Source organism: Stenotrophomonas sp. G4 (genome assembly GCF_003428825.1).
Classification (GTDB): Bacteria; Pseudomonadota; Gammaproteobacteria; order Xanthomonadales; family Xanthomonadaceae; genus Stenotrophomonas; species Stenotrophomonas indicatrix.
In genome coordinates, this window is the sequence record NZ_CP031741.1 from 659,599 (window position 1) to 673,594 (window position 13,996).

At 68.3% G+C, this 13,996-nt stretch carries 10 protein-coding genes; 5 read left to right on the plus strand and 5 right to left on the minus strand.

Annotation, left to right across the window (positions count from 1 at the left end; translation table 11 throughout):
• Nucleotides 1–3: 3 nt before the first annotated feature.
• The 3 genes from D0Y85_RS02960 to D0Y85_RS02970 form a co-directional block, all read right to left on the minus strand.
• Nucleotides 4–195: a YqaE/Pmp3 family membrane protein gene (locus D0Y85_RS02960; protein WP_025879360.1), complete on the minus strand. Its 192-nt coding sequence runs from the start codon at nt 193–195 to the stop codon at nt 4–6.
• 19 nt (nt 196–214) lie between these two features.
• Nucleotides 215–640 (minus strand): DNA polymerase III subunit chi, encoded by a 426-nt coding sequence (locus tag D0Y85_RS02965; protein ID WP_117309489.1) that lies wholly within the window; start codon nt 638–640, stop codon nt 215–217.
• A 97-nt stretch (nt 641–737) separates the two neighbouring features.
• Entirely contained in the window at nt 738–2,216 is a 1,479-nt protein-coding gene (locus tag D0Y85_RS02970) for a leucyl aminopeptidase (protein WP_117309490.1), read from the minus strand.
• A gap of 104 nt (nt 2,217–2,320) precedes the next feature.
• Here D0Y85_RS02970 and lptF point away from each other — a divergent pair, with 104 nt between their 5' ends.
• Nucleotides 2,321–3,403 carry an LPS export ABC transporter permease LptF gene (gene lptF, locus D0Y85_RS02975; protein WP_117309491.1) on the plus strand — a complete coding sequence of 361 codons (1,083 nt, stop codon included), beginning with the start codon at nt 2,321–2,323 and terminating at the stop codon, nt 3,401–3,403.
• Nucleotides 3,400–4,506, plus strand: coding sequence for an LPS export ABC transporter permease LptG (lptG, locus tag D0Y85_RS02980; RefSeq protein ID WP_117309492.1), 1,107 nt, complete (start codon nt 3,400–3,402; stop codon nt 4,504–4,506). The genes lptF and lptG overlap by 4 nt, the downstream gene beginning before the upstream one ends.
• 82 nt (nt 4,507–4,588) lie before the next feature.
• On the opposite strand, the gene D0Y85_RS02985 is transcribed toward lptG, so the two are convergent.
• Complete coding sequence (locus D0Y85_RS02985) at nt 4,589–5,077, minus strand: RDD family protein (RefSeq protein ID WP_117309493.1); 489 nt, start codon at nt 5,075–5,077, stop codon at nt 4,589–4,591.
• Between the two features lie 56 nt (nt 5,078–5,133).
• On the opposite strand from D0Y85_RS02985, the gene xerD reads away from it, so the two are divergent.
• Both xerD and D0Y85_RS02995 read left to right on the plus strand, forming a co-directional pair.
• The gene (gene xerD, locus D0Y85_RS02990) at nt 5,134–6,111 is read left to right on the plus strand and encodes a site-specific tyrosine recombinase XerD (protein ID WP_117309494.1); all 978 of its coding nucleotides are present in this window, start codon (nt 5,134–5,136) and stop codon (nt 6,109–6,111) included.
• Between the two features lie 88 nt (nt 6,112–6,199).
• Complete coding sequence (locus tag D0Y85_RS02995; protein WP_032977259.1) at nt 6,200–6,991, plus strand: thioredoxin fold domain-containing protein; 792 nt, start codon at nt 6,200–6,202, stop codon at nt 6,989–6,991.
• A gap of 116 nt (nt 6,992–7,107) precedes the next feature.
• On the opposite strand, the gene D0Y85_RS03000 is transcribed toward D0Y85_RS02995, so the two are convergent.
• Nucleotides 7,108–9,219, minus strand: coding sequence for a glycosyl hydrolase family 18 protein (locus D0Y85_RS03000; protein WP_117309495.1), 2,112 nt, complete (start codon nt 9,217–9,219; stop codon nt 7,108–7,110).
• Between the two features lie 812 nt (nt 9,220–10,031).
• On the opposite strand from D0Y85_RS03000, the gene purL reads away from it, so the two are divergent.
• Complete coding sequence (gene purL, locus D0Y85_RS03005; protein WP_117309496.1) at nt 10,032–13,916, plus strand: phosphoribosylformylglycinamidine synthase; 3,885 nt, start codon at nt 10,032–10,034, stop codon at nt 13,914–13,916.
• Nucleotides 13,917–13,996: the final 80 nt, after the last annotated feature.

Genomic DNA, 13,996 nt, shown 5'->3' on the forward strand with positions numbered 1-13,996 from the left:
AGATCAGCGCGACCCGAGGGTGCGCCGGATCTTCTGGTCGGTGTGGTACTGGCTGACCGAATAGGCAGCCCAGATCGCGGCGGGCAGCCAGCCGATCAGGGTGATCTGCAGGATCAGGCAGACGATGCCGGCAAACGGCCGGCCGATGGTGAAAAAGGACAGCCAGGGAAGGATCAGGGCGATCAGCAGGCGCATCAAGGGGTCCTCGCGGGGCTTACATGTCGTGCTTGTTCAGGTCGTAGCCGGCGGTCTTGTACTGGCGCCAGCGCTCGCGCAGTGGTTCGCGCGCTTCCGGATCGGCCGGGACCACTTCCAGCACGCGCTCGCAGTGACCCAGCCAGGGTTCGTCGCGCAGGTTGATCACCAGCGGCCGCACGGGGGCCTCGCCGCCGGGCGGGGCGATCAGTACCAGGGCTTCTTCCTCGTCCACGTCCTCACCCACGATCTGGTGCGGAATGTAGGCATCGTCGTCGAACGACCAGAGAAGTTCGTCAAGTTCTTCGGCCTGGGCCTGGTCGCGGGCGAGGACCAGGGTGAACAACCCGGCGTCGTTGGCCTTGCGCGCCAGCTCGCAGACCAGGCGCAACGGCTCGGTCAGGAAACGGGGCTTGGCGATCAGGTAGAAGTCGGCGCGGGGCATGGCGGCATCCAGGTGAGGCAGGTGCCGATCCATGCCGGGTGGCGGCTGGACCGGCGAGGCCCCGGCCGGCGGTTGCCGGCCAGGGTCGGGTACGGCGTCAGGCGCGGGCGACCTGGTCCAGCAACCACTGGCTCAGCAGGCCGACCGGCCGGCCGGTGGCCATGCCACGCTTGCCTTCATCGCTGGCCACGCCGGCGATGTCCAGATGGGCCCAGCGCTGGCCTTCGGCGAAGCGCGACAGGAAGCAGCCGGCGGTGATCGCACCGGCCCAGCGGCCGCCGATGTTGTAGACGTCGGCGAAGCTGGAATCCAGCATCGGCTGGTACTCGTCCCACAGCGGCAGGCGCCAGGCGCGGTCGAAGACCTGTTCGCCGGCGGCCAGCAGCTCGTTGGCCAGGTCGTCGTGCTTGCTCATCAGGCCTGCGGTCTGGTGGCCGAGGGCGACCATGCAGGCACCGGTCAGGGTGGCCACATCGACCAGCGCCTGCGGCTCGAAGCGCTGTGCGTAGGTCAGTGCGTCGCACAGGATCAGGCGGCCTTCGGCGTCGGTGTTGCCCACTTCGATGGTCTTGCCCGACATCGAGGTGATGACGTCGGACGGACGGTAGGCATTGCCGTCGATGGCGTTTTCCACCGCCGGGACCACCACCACAAGATTCAACGGCAGCTTGGCCTTGACCGCGGCGACGAAGGTGCCGATGACGTTGGCGCCACCGCACATGTCGTACTTCATCTCTTCGATGCCGCCCTGGGTCTTCAGGTTGACGCCACCGGTATCGAAGGTGATGCCCTTGCCGACCAGCACGTAGGGCTTGGCGTCGCCGCCATTGCTCCACTTCAGCACGACCAGGCGCGGGCGGTTGGCCGAGCCACGGGCCACGGCCAGCAGCGAGCCCATGCCCAGCGCTTCCATCTGGGTCTCGTCGAGGATCTCGGCTTCGGCACCGTCATGCTCGCCGGCGAATTTCACGCCCACTTCAGCCAGGTAGGCCGGGGTGCAGTAGTTCGGCGGCAGGTTGCCCAGCTCGCGGGCGAACTCGACACCGGCGGCGATGGCCTGGCCCTGGGCCAGGGCCTGCACGTCCTCACCGGCGATGGCCAGCTGGGCCAGGCCGGCATCGTCGGCCTTCTTCTTGCCCAGGGTGGCGGTGTAGCGGTAGGCCGCGTGGTCGGCGGCGATCACCGCCTGGCGGATCGCCCAGGCCGCGTCGCGGTCCTTCACTGCCACTTCGGACAGGGTGAACAGCGCGCTGCGGGCAGCGCCGGCCTTCAGCGCGCGCACGGCATCGCCGACCGCCTTCAGGTACTGCGGCACGCCGAAGCGGGCGGCATCGCCGAGGCCGACCACCAGCACGCGCGGGGCGGTCACGCCCGGCAGGTCGTGCAGCAGGGTGGTGGCGCCGGTCTTGCCGGACAGGTCGCCGCGCTGGGCCAGGGCGGCCAGGCGTCCACCGCTTGCAGCATCCAGTGCCTGCGCGGACGCAGTCAGGGTATGGTCGGCATAGGCGCCGACGACAATGCAGTCAACGGCGGCCGAAGCCGCGGCGAGGTGGTTCAGGGTGAATTCGAGAGCCATTGAGCAGATTCCATTGGCAAGTCCGTACAATCGCGGACCGTTTACGCCCAGACGCTAGACTGGGCGGCACCGCGAACGAACCTGAGAGTTTAAACCACCGCCCCATGTTGAAGCTCGACCGCTATCTATTGGGCGATTTCGTCCAGAGTTTCCTGGCTACCCTGATCGTCCTGCTGGTGGTCAGCGTGGGCGGCGTGCTGGTGGACATCCTCGGCAACATCGCCGACGGGCGGCTGCCGGCCAAGCTGCTGTTCTCGCAGCTGGGCCTGCAGTTCATCGTCTACATGCCGCTGATCCTGCCGCTGGCACTGATGCTGGGCCTGCTGCTGGCCATCGCCCGCCTCTACCGCGACTCGGAAATGGCCGTCATCACCGCCATCGGTGTCGGCCCCCGGCGCCTGCTCAAGCCCCTGCTGATGCTGGTGCTGCCGGTGATCGCGGTGGTCGGGGCCTGTTCGCTGTGGCTCGGCCCCTGGGCCGCGCGCACCGCCGAACAGATGGTCCAGGACGCCAACCGCAGCGTGCTGATGGCCGGCCTGGAGCCGGGCCGGTTCACCCCGCTGCCCAATGGCGGGGTGGTCTATGTCGCCTCGATCTCGCCCGACGGCAGCCAGCTGGGCCGGGTATTCCTGCAGCGGCAGAAGGAGGATCGCCTTGAAGTGGTGTCCGCTGCCAATGGCCGCATGTACTTCGAAGGCGCCCGCCAGCGCTTCCTCGAGCTGGATGATGGTCATCAGCTGGAAGGGCCGGTGGCTGGCGGACTGGATTATCGTCTGGCCACCTTCGCCCGCAACGACGTGGCGTTGCCCGACGGCAGTGAAGCCCGCAAGAGCGATGACCCCGAACTGATGCCGACCACCGCGCTGTTCGGTGACAAGCGCCCCGAGGCCCAGGCACAGCTGCACCGTCGCCTGGCGCCGCCACTGATCGCGCTGGCCTTTGCCCTGCTGACCGTGCCGCTGGGGCGCAGTTCGCCGCGGCAGCAGCGCTACGGCCGGATGATGCTGGCCCTGCTGGCCTACATGGTCGGTACCAACATGATGTTCATCGGCAGTGGCTGGATCGCCAACGGCCAGATCCCGCCGGCGCTGGGCCTGTGGTGGCTGACCCTGCCGCTGCTGGCACTGGCGGTGTGGATGTACGCGCGCGATGGCCGCATGGCACGTCCGAAGGGAGCCCGCGCATGATGCTGCGACCGATGCGTTTCGATCTGTACCTGGGCCGGGCGGTGCTGGGTACCGTGCTGCTGACCTGGGCGGTGCTGGTCGGCCTGGACGTGCTGATGGCCTTCTCCGGCGAGTTCAAGGACATCGGCAAGAATGGCTATTCGCTGGGCCATGCTGCGGCCTGGGTGCTGTACACCGTGCCGCGCCGGGCTTACACGATGTTCCCGACCGCGGCGGTGATCGGCGCACTGATGGGCCTGGGCCAGCTGGCCGCGACCTCGGAACTGACCGCGCTGCGCGCACTGGGCCTGTCGCGCAAGCGCCTGAGCGTGTCGGTGGCGATCGCCCTGTCGTTGTTGACCGGGTTGATGGTGATCAGCGCCGAGACCCTGGGGCCGTGGGGCCAGAACCGCGCCGATTCGCTGAAGATGAGTGCCAAGTGGGGCACCGACATCGCGGTGGCGCGTTACTCCGGCCTGTGGGCGCGCGAGGGTGACACCTTCCTCAACGCACAGAGTGGCGAAGAGCAGCTGGTCGGCGACAAGGGCACGCGGCTGATTCTGCGTGACGTGCGCCTGTACAAGATCGACGAAGAGGGTCGGATCGGTACGTTGACCCACGCCGCCACCGCCGAGCATGACAAGGATGGCTGGGTGTTGACCGGCGTGCGCCGTGACACCTTCGGCGAGCGCTCGGCAACGCGCCAGGAAGCGGCCCGTGAGCCGTGGAATTCCAAGCTGGATGCCGGCGCCCTGGCCACCGGCATCGCCAAGCCGCGCAACCTCAGCGTGTCCGAGCTGAGCACCAGCATCGCTTACCGCGAGCGCAACGGCCTGGATGCACGCGACTACGAGGATGTGTACTGGAGCCGCTGGTTCTATCCGTTGAATGTGCTGGCGCTGTGCCTGGCGGCGGTGCCGTTCGCGTTCGGTTCGCTGCGCAGTGGCGGCATGGGCAAGCGCCTGTTCCTGGGCATCCTGTTCGCGCTGGCGTTCTGGCTGCTGCAGCTGTTCTTCGGCCGCATGGCCGGCGCGCTGAAGTTCGACTACCGCATTGCCTACGCGCTGCCGCCGATCGTGATGCTGGCGGTGTCCGGGTTGTTGTTCCGGCGCAAATCGGGCTGATTCCGGTAGCACCGGGCCATGCCCGGTGAAGGTGTGCGATATCCCGCGTCCGCCGGGCATGGCCCGGCGCTGCCAGCACAGGTCAGCGCTTCGGCATCCGCAGCAGCTGCGTGGCACTCGCGCGGTCGTGCCAGGTCAGCCGCTGGCGATCCACCAACGCCCACCAGAAGCCCAATCCGCCCAGCAGCAACGACAACGTGGCCACCGCGAAGCGCAGCCACAGCTGGCCGCGTCGCAACGGCGTGCCATCGCGTGATTCCAGTTTCAACCGCCACGGGCGCATGCCCAGTGTCTGCCCACCGCGCCGCCAGCTGGCGGTGGCATACCACCCGGTCAAGGCCCAGCACACCGCCCACAGCAGCCATTGCCAGGCACTGAAGGGCGCGATGTTCTCGCGCTGCGCATGGCCGCTGAACGCATAGGCCAGGGTGAAGACCGTGCCGGCCAGCATCCACAAGGCCAGCACCGGCAGCGCGTCATAGATCATCGCCAGCAGGCGCCAAAGCAGCAGCGCGCGCGGGCGGGGCGTATCAGCGGCGACGTGGGCCGCATCGGTGGCGGGGCTCGACATGTGCCGAGCATACGCAATGCTGGCCGTGCCCGCAGTTGGCCTCGTATCCTGCGTGCATGGCCGTCACTTCCACCCCCGCCGAACGTCGTCAGCTGGTCCAGCAATTGCCCGAGCTGCGCGGCGAGGACAGCCAGCGCATCCAGCGCTTCCTCGATGCGATCTGGGCCGAGCACGGTCTGGCCCGTGCCACCCTGGACAGCTATCGCCGCGACCTTGAAGGCCTGGCTCGCTGGTGTGACGGGCGCGGCGGTGGTCTGGCCGGTGTTGAACGCGCCGGCCTGTTCGATTACCTGGCCTGGCGCACCCGCCACAACTGGTCACCGCGCAGCAACGCGCGGTTGCTGTCGGCGCTGCGTGCATTCTTCGCCGACGCCGTGCGGCGTGGCGAACGCAGCGAGGATCCCAGCGCACTGCTGGACCCGCCGAAGCTGCCACGGCTGCTGCCCAAGGCGCTGGCAGAGAGCCAGATCGACGCGCTGCTGGCGGCACCGGATATCGACAGTCCTCTCGGCCTGCGCGACCGCGCCATGCTGGAGCTGATGTATGCCGCCGGGCTGCGGGTGAGCGAGCTGGTGCTGTTGCCCGCCACGGCGGTGAACCTGCGCCAGGGCGTGCTGCGGGTGACCGGCAAGGGCAGCAAGGAACGCCTGGTGCCGCTGGGCGAGGAGTCGCAGTACTGGCTGGAACGCTACCTGCAGCAGTCGCGACCGCAGCTGGTGGGGAAGGGCAAGGTGCAGGCGCTGGCCGACGGGCAGACGCCCCTGTTCATCGAACCGGCGCTGCATGGCTTGACCCGCCAGGCGTTCTGGCACCTGGTCAAGCGCTACGCAGCGGTGGCCGGTATCGACCCGGCGCGGATCAGTCCGCATGGCCTGCGGCATAGTTTCGCCACCCACCTGCTGAACCGTGGCGCCGACCTGCGCGCGCTGCAGATGCTGCTGGGCCACAGCTCGCTGTCCACCACGCAGATCTACACGTTGGTCGCACGCGAACACCTGCAGAAGCTGCACGCCCGCCATCATCCACGCGGCTGAACCCCTGCCGGGCCTGTGCGCGGCATCGCGGACCGCTCAGGATGGCTGTGTCAGAATCCGGGGTCTTCTTTCTGCTGCGGACTGCTCCATGCTCCGATTCGCCATCGCCGCCGTGTTCGGCGCGCTCAGCCTGAGTGCCTGCGCCCAGCCCGCCCCGCCCGCCGCAAAGGCCCCCGCTGCAGCGGCAGCCAAGGCCGGCCCTGCCGCCACGGCCAATGCTCCGGCCGAGCAGGCCGTGCGCAAGGCGCTGACCGAGCTCAACCCCGGCTTCCAGGTGGACTACATCGGTGCCGCGCCCTTCCCGGGCTTCCGTGAAGTGGTGGTCTCCGGCCAGCTGCTGTACGTCTCCGACGACGGCCGCTACCTGTTCCAGTCGCAGCCCTACGACACCCGCGCCAAGAGCCCGGCCAACAGCGAAGGCCTGCTGGGCTATCGTCGCGACCTGCTGGCCAAGGCCAACCATGGCGACCGCATCGTGTTCGCCGCGCCGAACGCGAAGTACACCATCAGCGTGTTCACCGACATCGAATGCGGCTACTGCCGCAAGCTGCACCAGGACATCGCCGAGCTCAACCGCAACGGCATCACCGTTGAATACCTGGCCTTCCCGCGCATGGGGCTGGGCAGCAAGGATTACACCGACATGATCTCGGTCTGGTGCGCGGCCGATCGCCGCCAGGCACTGACCAATGCCAAGCGTGGTGGCACGGTGGCAGCGAAGAACTGCACCAACCCGGTGGCGATGCAGTACGCACTGGGCCAGCAGTTGGGCGTGAATGGCACGCCGGCGATCTTTGCGCCCGATGGCACCCAGCTCGGCGGCTACCTGCCGCCGGCGCAGCTGCGTGCTGCGCTGGAGAAGCTGTCGGCCAAGCGCTGATTGAAACGCCGCCGGGCATGCCCCGGCGCTACCGTGGATGGGCGGGTAGCGCCGGGCCATGCCCGGCGGATGCATCAGACAAAAAGCCGGGGACGCAGTGCGCCCCCGGCCTTTTTTTACTTCAACCCATCACTGACCGCCTTGGTCAGCGTGCCCTGCGCATCGTCGCCGCTGAACTCCCAGACGAACGCGCCGCCCAGTCCCTGGGTCTTCACGTAGCCCATCTTGCGGGTGATGTTGGCCGGGGTATCGAAGCTCCACAACGTGCTGCCGTTGTAGATCCAGGTGGCACCGGCGGTGTTGTCGGTGTAGCTCGGCCACGCCAGGTTCTTCAGCACCTTCCAGTCTTCAATGCCAGCCTCGTAGGTACCCGGTGCCGCACCGGTGGCGCTCTGGTACAGGCCATTGTTGGCGTTGGTCACCCCGGTCCAGCCGCGCCCGTAGTAACCGATGCCCAGGTTGAGCTTGGCGGCGGGAACACCACGGCTGATGAAGGCCTCGATGGCGTCGTTGCTGTTGTACAGCTTCTGGTCGCCGGTGGACGGATCATTCGGCGAATCGAACAGCGCCGACTGGTGATTGGTCTTCGCATCCCACGCGCCGTGGAAGTCGTAGGTCATCACGTTGATGTAGTCCAGGTACGGGTGGTACGCGGCCGGATCGGTGACGCGGATCTTGTCGATGCCGGCGCCGACCGCCACCGTCAGCAGCAGGCCCGGACGCACCGCATCGAGCTGGCGGCGGAATTCGGCCATCAGCGCGGTGAAGTTGGCGTTGTCTTCGGGCGTGCCGCAGGCGATACCGCAGGCCACCGGGTATTCCCAGTCGATGTCGATGCCATCGAACACCCCCAGCGCCGCACCGGGGCCACCGGCACCGTCGGTCACCGGCAGGTTGCCCTTGATGTAGGCATCGATGCACGAAGCAACGAAGGCCTGGCGGTTGGCCGGTTGCGCCGCGCTGGAGAAGCCGCGCGACCAGGTCCAGCCACCCAGCGAGATCAGCACCTTCATGCCCGGGTACTTGGCCTTGAGCTGCTTGAGCTGGTTCCAGTTGCCGCGCAACGGCTGGTCCCAGGTATCGGCGCTGCCGCTCACGCTTTCGCCGGCACCGAAGGCCTTGGTGTAGTCGGCGAAGGCATCGCCACCGGCACCGCTGTTCGGGTCCGACGGCTGGGTGACGCCCACTTCGCAGCGGTTGTTGCGCACGTTGCCGAAGGCGTAGTTGATATGGGTCAGGCGCGCGGCCGAACCACTGCTGTCGATGTTCTTGACCCGGTAGTTGCGGCCGTAGATGCCCCACTGGGTGAAGTAACCGATGACCCGCTTGCCGGTGGTGCCACCGTCGCCGGCCAGGGTGCTGGCGGTCACTGCCGTGCCCTGTGCCGATGCATTGCCGGCGTTGTCGCGCGCACGCACGCGGTAGCTGTAGCTGGTGGACGCGGTCAGCCCGCCATCGACATAGCTGGCGCTGGACGGCGAGGCGACCAGGCTGCCATTGCGGTACACGTCGTAGCCGGCCACGCCGCTGCCACCGGTGTTATCGGTGGACGGGCTCCAGCTCAGGGCGATGCTGTTGGCGGTGCGGGTACCCACGGCCAGGCCGCCAGGCACGCTGGGCGCGGTGGTATCGCCACTGGCCGCGTTGACGGTGATGGTGATGGTCGCGGTGCTGGCGGTGGCGTTGTTGTTGTCGGTGGCGACCGCGCGCAGGGTGTGGCTGCCGGCGCTGGCGTTGGCCCAGCTGGCGCTGTACGGCGCGCTGGTGTCGATGCCCAGCGAACTGCCATCGCGGAAGAACTCGACCTTGCTGACGCTGCCGTCCGCATCACTGGCGTTGGCGGTTACGTTGACCGTGCTGCCGGCGCTGAAGGTGGCGCCGTTGGCCGGCGAGGTCAGGCTGACCACCGGCGGCTGGTTGGCCCCGCCGCCGTCGCAGGCGCCGAGGTTGGTGTAGTAGGGCGCCCCGGCCGGATGGTCCGGCGGCGCGTTCCAGATGTCCTGGTTCGCCCGGTAGAGGACCCCGCCCTTCTGCAGGGTGTCGCCACTGCGGTAGATCCTGGCCTGGTCCCATTCGGCCACGCCGGCACAGCTGGCGGCCTGGGCCAGGCCGGGCAGGGCGACCGCCCCGGCCAGGGCCAGCAACCAGGCCAGACGGCGCGGGCGACAGCGATGAAGGGAAGGGTGGGCACTGCGTACATCGGCACTCTGCACAAGCGGGTCGTACATGGTGTGTCTCCGATCGATGGTTGGCGCGCGGGCCAGGGCGGCGCCGCACGTAACGCAGGGTCCGGACGTCGCCCGGGAAGGCGACGGAGGGGCGGACGGAGGTACCTGGTGGGCCGGGGAGAGAGTCCGGCGCCAGGTAGGGACAACGTTGTCATCAATTGCGTGGTCAATCCGTGAGCGAGTGCATGGTTCGGGGATTTGGCGGAGAGCGGCGCTGGCGCGCGGTCGGCAGCCATCGGCGGAGCCCCTCGTGGCTGGCATCTAGAGCAGGTTCTGGGGTTGGGCCGGGCGGGTGGGTTGCGCAGGGGACGCCGTGAATACGTCCCTGTAGGCTCGGGCGCGCCATCCATGGCGCTTACGCCCCTGCGCAACCCACCCGCCCGGCCCCGACAGGTTCCTGTGGCGCCAGCCACGAAAGACAGAGCAAAAAAACAAAAAGCAAAAGCCGGTCGCTGCGCTCTTCAATGCCTGATTTCTGGAATTTCCTGGTTGCCGGCAAGAAGCCGGCACTACCGGGAGCATCCACGCATGGCGTGGATCTACCGCAGATCGCGGGAAACTGTCGAAGGCGGGGTGGGTCCGGTTGCGGGGGCGTGAGCCGCATGGATGCGGCGACCGAGCCTCCATGGACGGATTCACGGCGTCCCCCGCAACCGGACCCACCCTGCCATCCCACGGGAACCCCGCTTTTGCTTTGGCAGTTGCTGTTGCTGTTGCCTTGGCCTCGGCGGGTGCCGGGCGCCGCCCGGCCAAAGCCCTTCCCCGCTTCCGGTACAATGTCGGGCCCGTTTCCCAACTACGGTTCCCCGGACATGATGGTCCTCGAGGGCGCGCCCGCCCTGTCGCCGTTCCGCCGCGAACGTCTTGAATCCCGCCTGCAGTCCATCGCTCCCTCCCTGCGCATCAGCGGTGCCTGGCACGTCTACTTCGTGCAGGCCGAGGGCACTGCCGCCCCCGACGTCGATACCCTGTGCCGCATCCTGGAAGCCCGCCCGCAGTCCGAGGCGGTTGCTGACGGTGCGGTCAGCCGCATCGTGGTGCCGCGCCTGGGCACGCTGTCGCCGTGGTCGAGCAAGGCCAGCGAACTGGTCCGCGGTGCCGGCCAGCCGGTGAGCCGGGTCGAGCGAGGCCTGCGCATCGACGTGCAGGGGTGGCCGACAGACGTTGCCTCCCAGCAGGCACTGGTCAAGGTGCTGCACGACCCGATGACACAGTCGGTGCTGGAGACCGTCGACCAGGGCCAGTCGCTGTTCTCGACCCCGGCCCGTGGCGAACTGGAGCGCGTGCCGGTGGACCAGCTGGAGGCCGCCAACCAACGCCTCGGCCTGGCCATGGCGCAGGACGAGATCGACTACCTGCGCGAGCGCTTCACCGCGCTGGGCCGCTCGCCGTCGGACGTGGAACTGATGATGTTCGCGCAGGCCAATTCCGAGCACTGCCGGCACAAGATCTTCAACGCCAGCTGGACCATCGACGGCCAGGAGCAGGACCGCTCGCTGTTCCGGATGATCAAGAACACCCACCAGCAGACCCCGCAGCACACGCTCAGCGCGTACAGCGACAACGCGGCGGTGATCGAAGGCCATCCGGCCTCGCGCTATCGCCCGGACCCGGCCAGCGGCGAGTACCGCCGCGAACCGCAGGTGCCCAGCGCGTTCCAGATCAAGGTGGAAACGCACAATCACCCGACCGCGATCGCGCCGTTCCCGGGCGCGTCGACCGGCGCCGGTGGTGAAATCCGCGACGAAGGTGCAACCGGTCGTGGCGGCAAGCCGAAGGCCGGCCTGAGCGGATTCTCGGTCTCGCACCTGCGCATTCCCGAGCTGCCGCAGCCGTGGGAAGCGCCGCGTGCGCTGAACCCGCGCATGGCCCCGGCGCTGGAGATCATGACCGACGGCCCGCTGGGCGGCGCCGCGTTCAACAACGAATTCGGCCGCCCGGCGCTGCTCGGCTACTTCCGCAGCTTCGAACTGCCGGAAGGCGCCGACCTGGTGCGTGCCTACGACAAGCCGATCATGCTGGCCGGTGGCCTGGGTGCCATCGATCGCGTGCAGGTCGACAAGATCCTGCTGCAGGACGGCGATGCCGTGATCGTGCTCGGCGGCCCGGCGATGCTGATCGGCCTCGGCGGCGGTGCCGCCAGTTCGGTCGCTTCCGGTGAGAGCGCCGAGGACCTGGACTTCGCCAGCGTGCAGCGTGACAACCCGGAAATGGAGCGTCGCTGCCAGGAGGTCATCGACCGCTGCGTGGCGATGGGCGCCGGCAATCCGATCAAGTTCTTCCATGACGTCGGTGCCGGTGGCCTGTCCAACGCCATTCCCGAACTGCTGCACGATTCCGGCGTGGGCGGCATCATCGACCTGGGCAAGGTACCCACCGACGATCCGTCGCTGTCGCCGATGCAGCTGTGGTGCAACGAGTCGCAGGAGCGCTACGTGCTCGGCGTGGCGCAGGAGCGCCTGGCCGAATTCGCCGCGCTGTGCGCACGTGAGCGCTGCCCGTTCGCTGCGGTCGGTGTCGCCACCGCAGCCGAACACCTGGTGGTGGCCTATGGTGCCGTGCCGGGCAACATCCCGGCCGACGCGCCGATCGACCTGCCGATGGACGTACTGTTCGGCAAGCCGCCGAAAATGCACCGCGATACCGCGCACCCGCCGGCACCGCGCTGGCCGGCGCTGAAGACCGGGGGCCTGGATCTGCAGGAAGCCGGTCTGCGTGTGCTCGCACACCCGACCGTGGCCTCCAAGAACTTCCTGGTCACCATCGGCGACCGCAGCGTGGGCGGCCTGACCGCGCGCGAGCAGATGGTCGGCCCGTGGCAGCTGCCGGTGGCCGACGTGGCGATCACCCTGGCCGATTTCGACGGCGTGGCCGGCGAGGCGATGGCGCTCGGTGAACGCACGCCGCTGGCACTGCTGGATGCGGCGGCCTCGGCCCGCATGGCCGTTGGCGAAGCACTGACCAACCTGTGCGCGGCTCCGGTCGACGCGCTGGATGAAATCAAGTTGTCGGCGAACTGGATGGCAGCTGCCGGCCACCCGGGCGAAGACGCGCTGCTGTACGACGCGGTGAAGGCGGTGGGCATGGAACTGTGCCCGCAGCTGGACATCAGCATCCCGGTGGGCAAGGACTCGCTGTCGATGCAGGCGCAGTGGCACGACCAGGGGCAGGCACACAAGAGCGTGTCGCCGGTGTCGCTGGTGATCACCGCGTTCGCGCCGGTGGCCGATGCACGCCAGCAGCTGACCCCGCTGCTGGACCGCGACATCGACAGCGAGCTGTGGCTGATCGGCCTCGGTGCCGGCAAGCAGCGCCTGGGCGGTTCGATCCTGGCCCAGGTGCATGCCGACCACGGCGACCTGCCGGCCTTCGCCGGTGCCGCCCCGGACCTGGACGACCCGCAGCGGTTGCGTGGTTTCTTCGAACTGATCCGCGATGCACGCCAGGCCGGCCTGCTGCGCGCGTACCACGACCGCAGCGACGGTGGTGCGTTCGCCGCGCTGTGCGAAATGGCCTTCACCTCGCGCCTGGGCCTGGACATCACCCTCGATGCCTGGGGCGATGACCCGTTCCGCAGCCTGTTCAATGAAGAGCTGGGCGCCGTTGTGCAGATCGCCCGCGAAGACCGCGCCGCGTTCGCCGACCTGGTCGAGCGCCACGCGCTGACCGAGTGCGCACAGCGCATCGCCAAGCCCACCACTGCACCGGTGGTGCGGGTGTCGCTGGGTGGTGATTCGCTGGCCGAATGGCGCTGGGAAGCGCTGTTCGATGCCTGGTGGTCGGTCACCCACGCCATGCAGAAGCGTCGCGACAATCCGGCCAACGCCGATGCCGAGCGCGAGATCGCCCGTGCCTTCACCGCGCCGGGCCTGAAGCCGAAGTTGAGCTTCGATCCCAATGAGGATGTCGCCGCACCGTTCGTGCAGACCGGGGCGCGTCCGCGCGTTGCGATCCTGCGCGAACAGGGTGTCAACGGCCAGATCGAAATGGCCAACGCCTTCGAACGTGCCGGCTTCCGCGCGTTCGACGTGCACATGAGCGACCTCATCGAAGGCCGCGTGGCGCTGCAGGACTTCACCGGCCTGGTTGCCTGCGGCGGGTTCAGCTACGGCGACGTGCTCGGTGCCGGCCGCGGCTGGGCGACCTCGATCCTCGAGCGCACCGCGCTGCGCGATGCCTTCGCCGCGTTCTTCGCGCGCGAGGACAGCTTCGCCCTGGGCGTGTGCAACGGCTGCCAGATGATGAGCCAGCTGAAGGACATCATCCCCGGTGCCGAACACTGGCCGCAGTTCCGCCGCAACGCCAGCGAGCAGTTCGAAGCCCGCACCGCGCTGCTGGAAGTGGTGGAGTCGCCGTCGATCCTGCTGCGTGGCATGGCCGGGTCGCGCCTGCCGGTGGCGGTGGCGCATGGCGAAGGCCAGGCGGTGTTCGACAATGCCGTCGACCAGGCCACGGCCCGTGTCGCACTGCGCTACATCGATGGCAACGGCAACGTCGCCAGCCAGTACCCGCTGAACCCGAACGGCTCGCCCGACGGCATCACCGGCCTGACCAGCACCGACGGCCGGGTGACCATCATGATGCCGCACCCGGAGCGCACCCCGCGCGCGCTCAACCTGAGCTGGGCCCCGTCCGAGTGGCAGGGCGATTCACCGTGGATGCGCATGTTCCGCAACGCACGGGTATGGTGCGGTTGATCGCACGCGCATTGCGCAGCTGACGATGCCATCGCGTATGGAGAACCCGCCGGGAAACCGGCGGGTTTTTCTTTGTCCAT

Excerpts from the sequence above, each read along its gene's own strand:
- D0Y85_RS02960 (WP_025879360.1), bottom strand. The coding sequence starts at position 195 with ATGCGCCTGCTGATCGCCCTGATCCTTCCCTGGCTGTCCTTTTTCACC.
- D0Y85_RS02965 (WP_117309489.1), bottom strand. The coding sequence starts at position 640 with ATGCCCCGCGCCGACTTCTACCTGATCGCCAAGCCCCGTTTCCTGACC.
- D0Y85_RS02970 (WP_117309490.1), bottom strand. The coding sequence starts at position 2,216 with ATGGCTCTCGAATTCACCCTGAACCACCTCGCCGCGGCTTCGGCCGCC.
- lptF (WP_117309491.1), top strand. The coding sequence starts at position 2,321 with ATGTTGAAGCTCGACCGCTATCTATTGGGCGATTTCGTCCAGAGTTTC.
- lptG (WP_117309492.1), top strand. The coding sequence starts at position 3,400 with ATGATGCTGCGACCGATGCGTTTCGATCTGTACCTGGGCCGGGCGGTG.
- D0Y85_RS02985 (WP_117309493.1), bottom strand. The coding sequence starts at position 5,077 with ATGTCGAGCCCCGCCACCGATGCGGCCCACGTCGCCGCTGATACGCCC.
- xerD (WP_117309494.1), top strand. The coding sequence starts at position 5,134 with ATGGCCGTCACTTCCACCCCCGCCGAACGTCGTCAGCTGGTCCAGCAA.
- D0Y85_RS02995 (WP_032977259.1), top strand. The coding sequence starts at position 6,200 with ATGCTCCGATTCGCCATCGCCGCCGTGTTCGGCGCGCTCAGCCTGAGT.
- D0Y85_RS03000 (WP_117309495.1), bottom strand. The coding sequence starts at position 9,219 with ATGTACGACCCGCTTGTGCAGAGTGCCGATGTACGCAGTGCCCACCCT.
- purL (WP_117309496.1), top strand. The coding sequence starts at position 10,032 with ATGATGGTCCTCGAGGGCGCGCCCGCCCTGTCGCCGTTCCGCCGCGAA.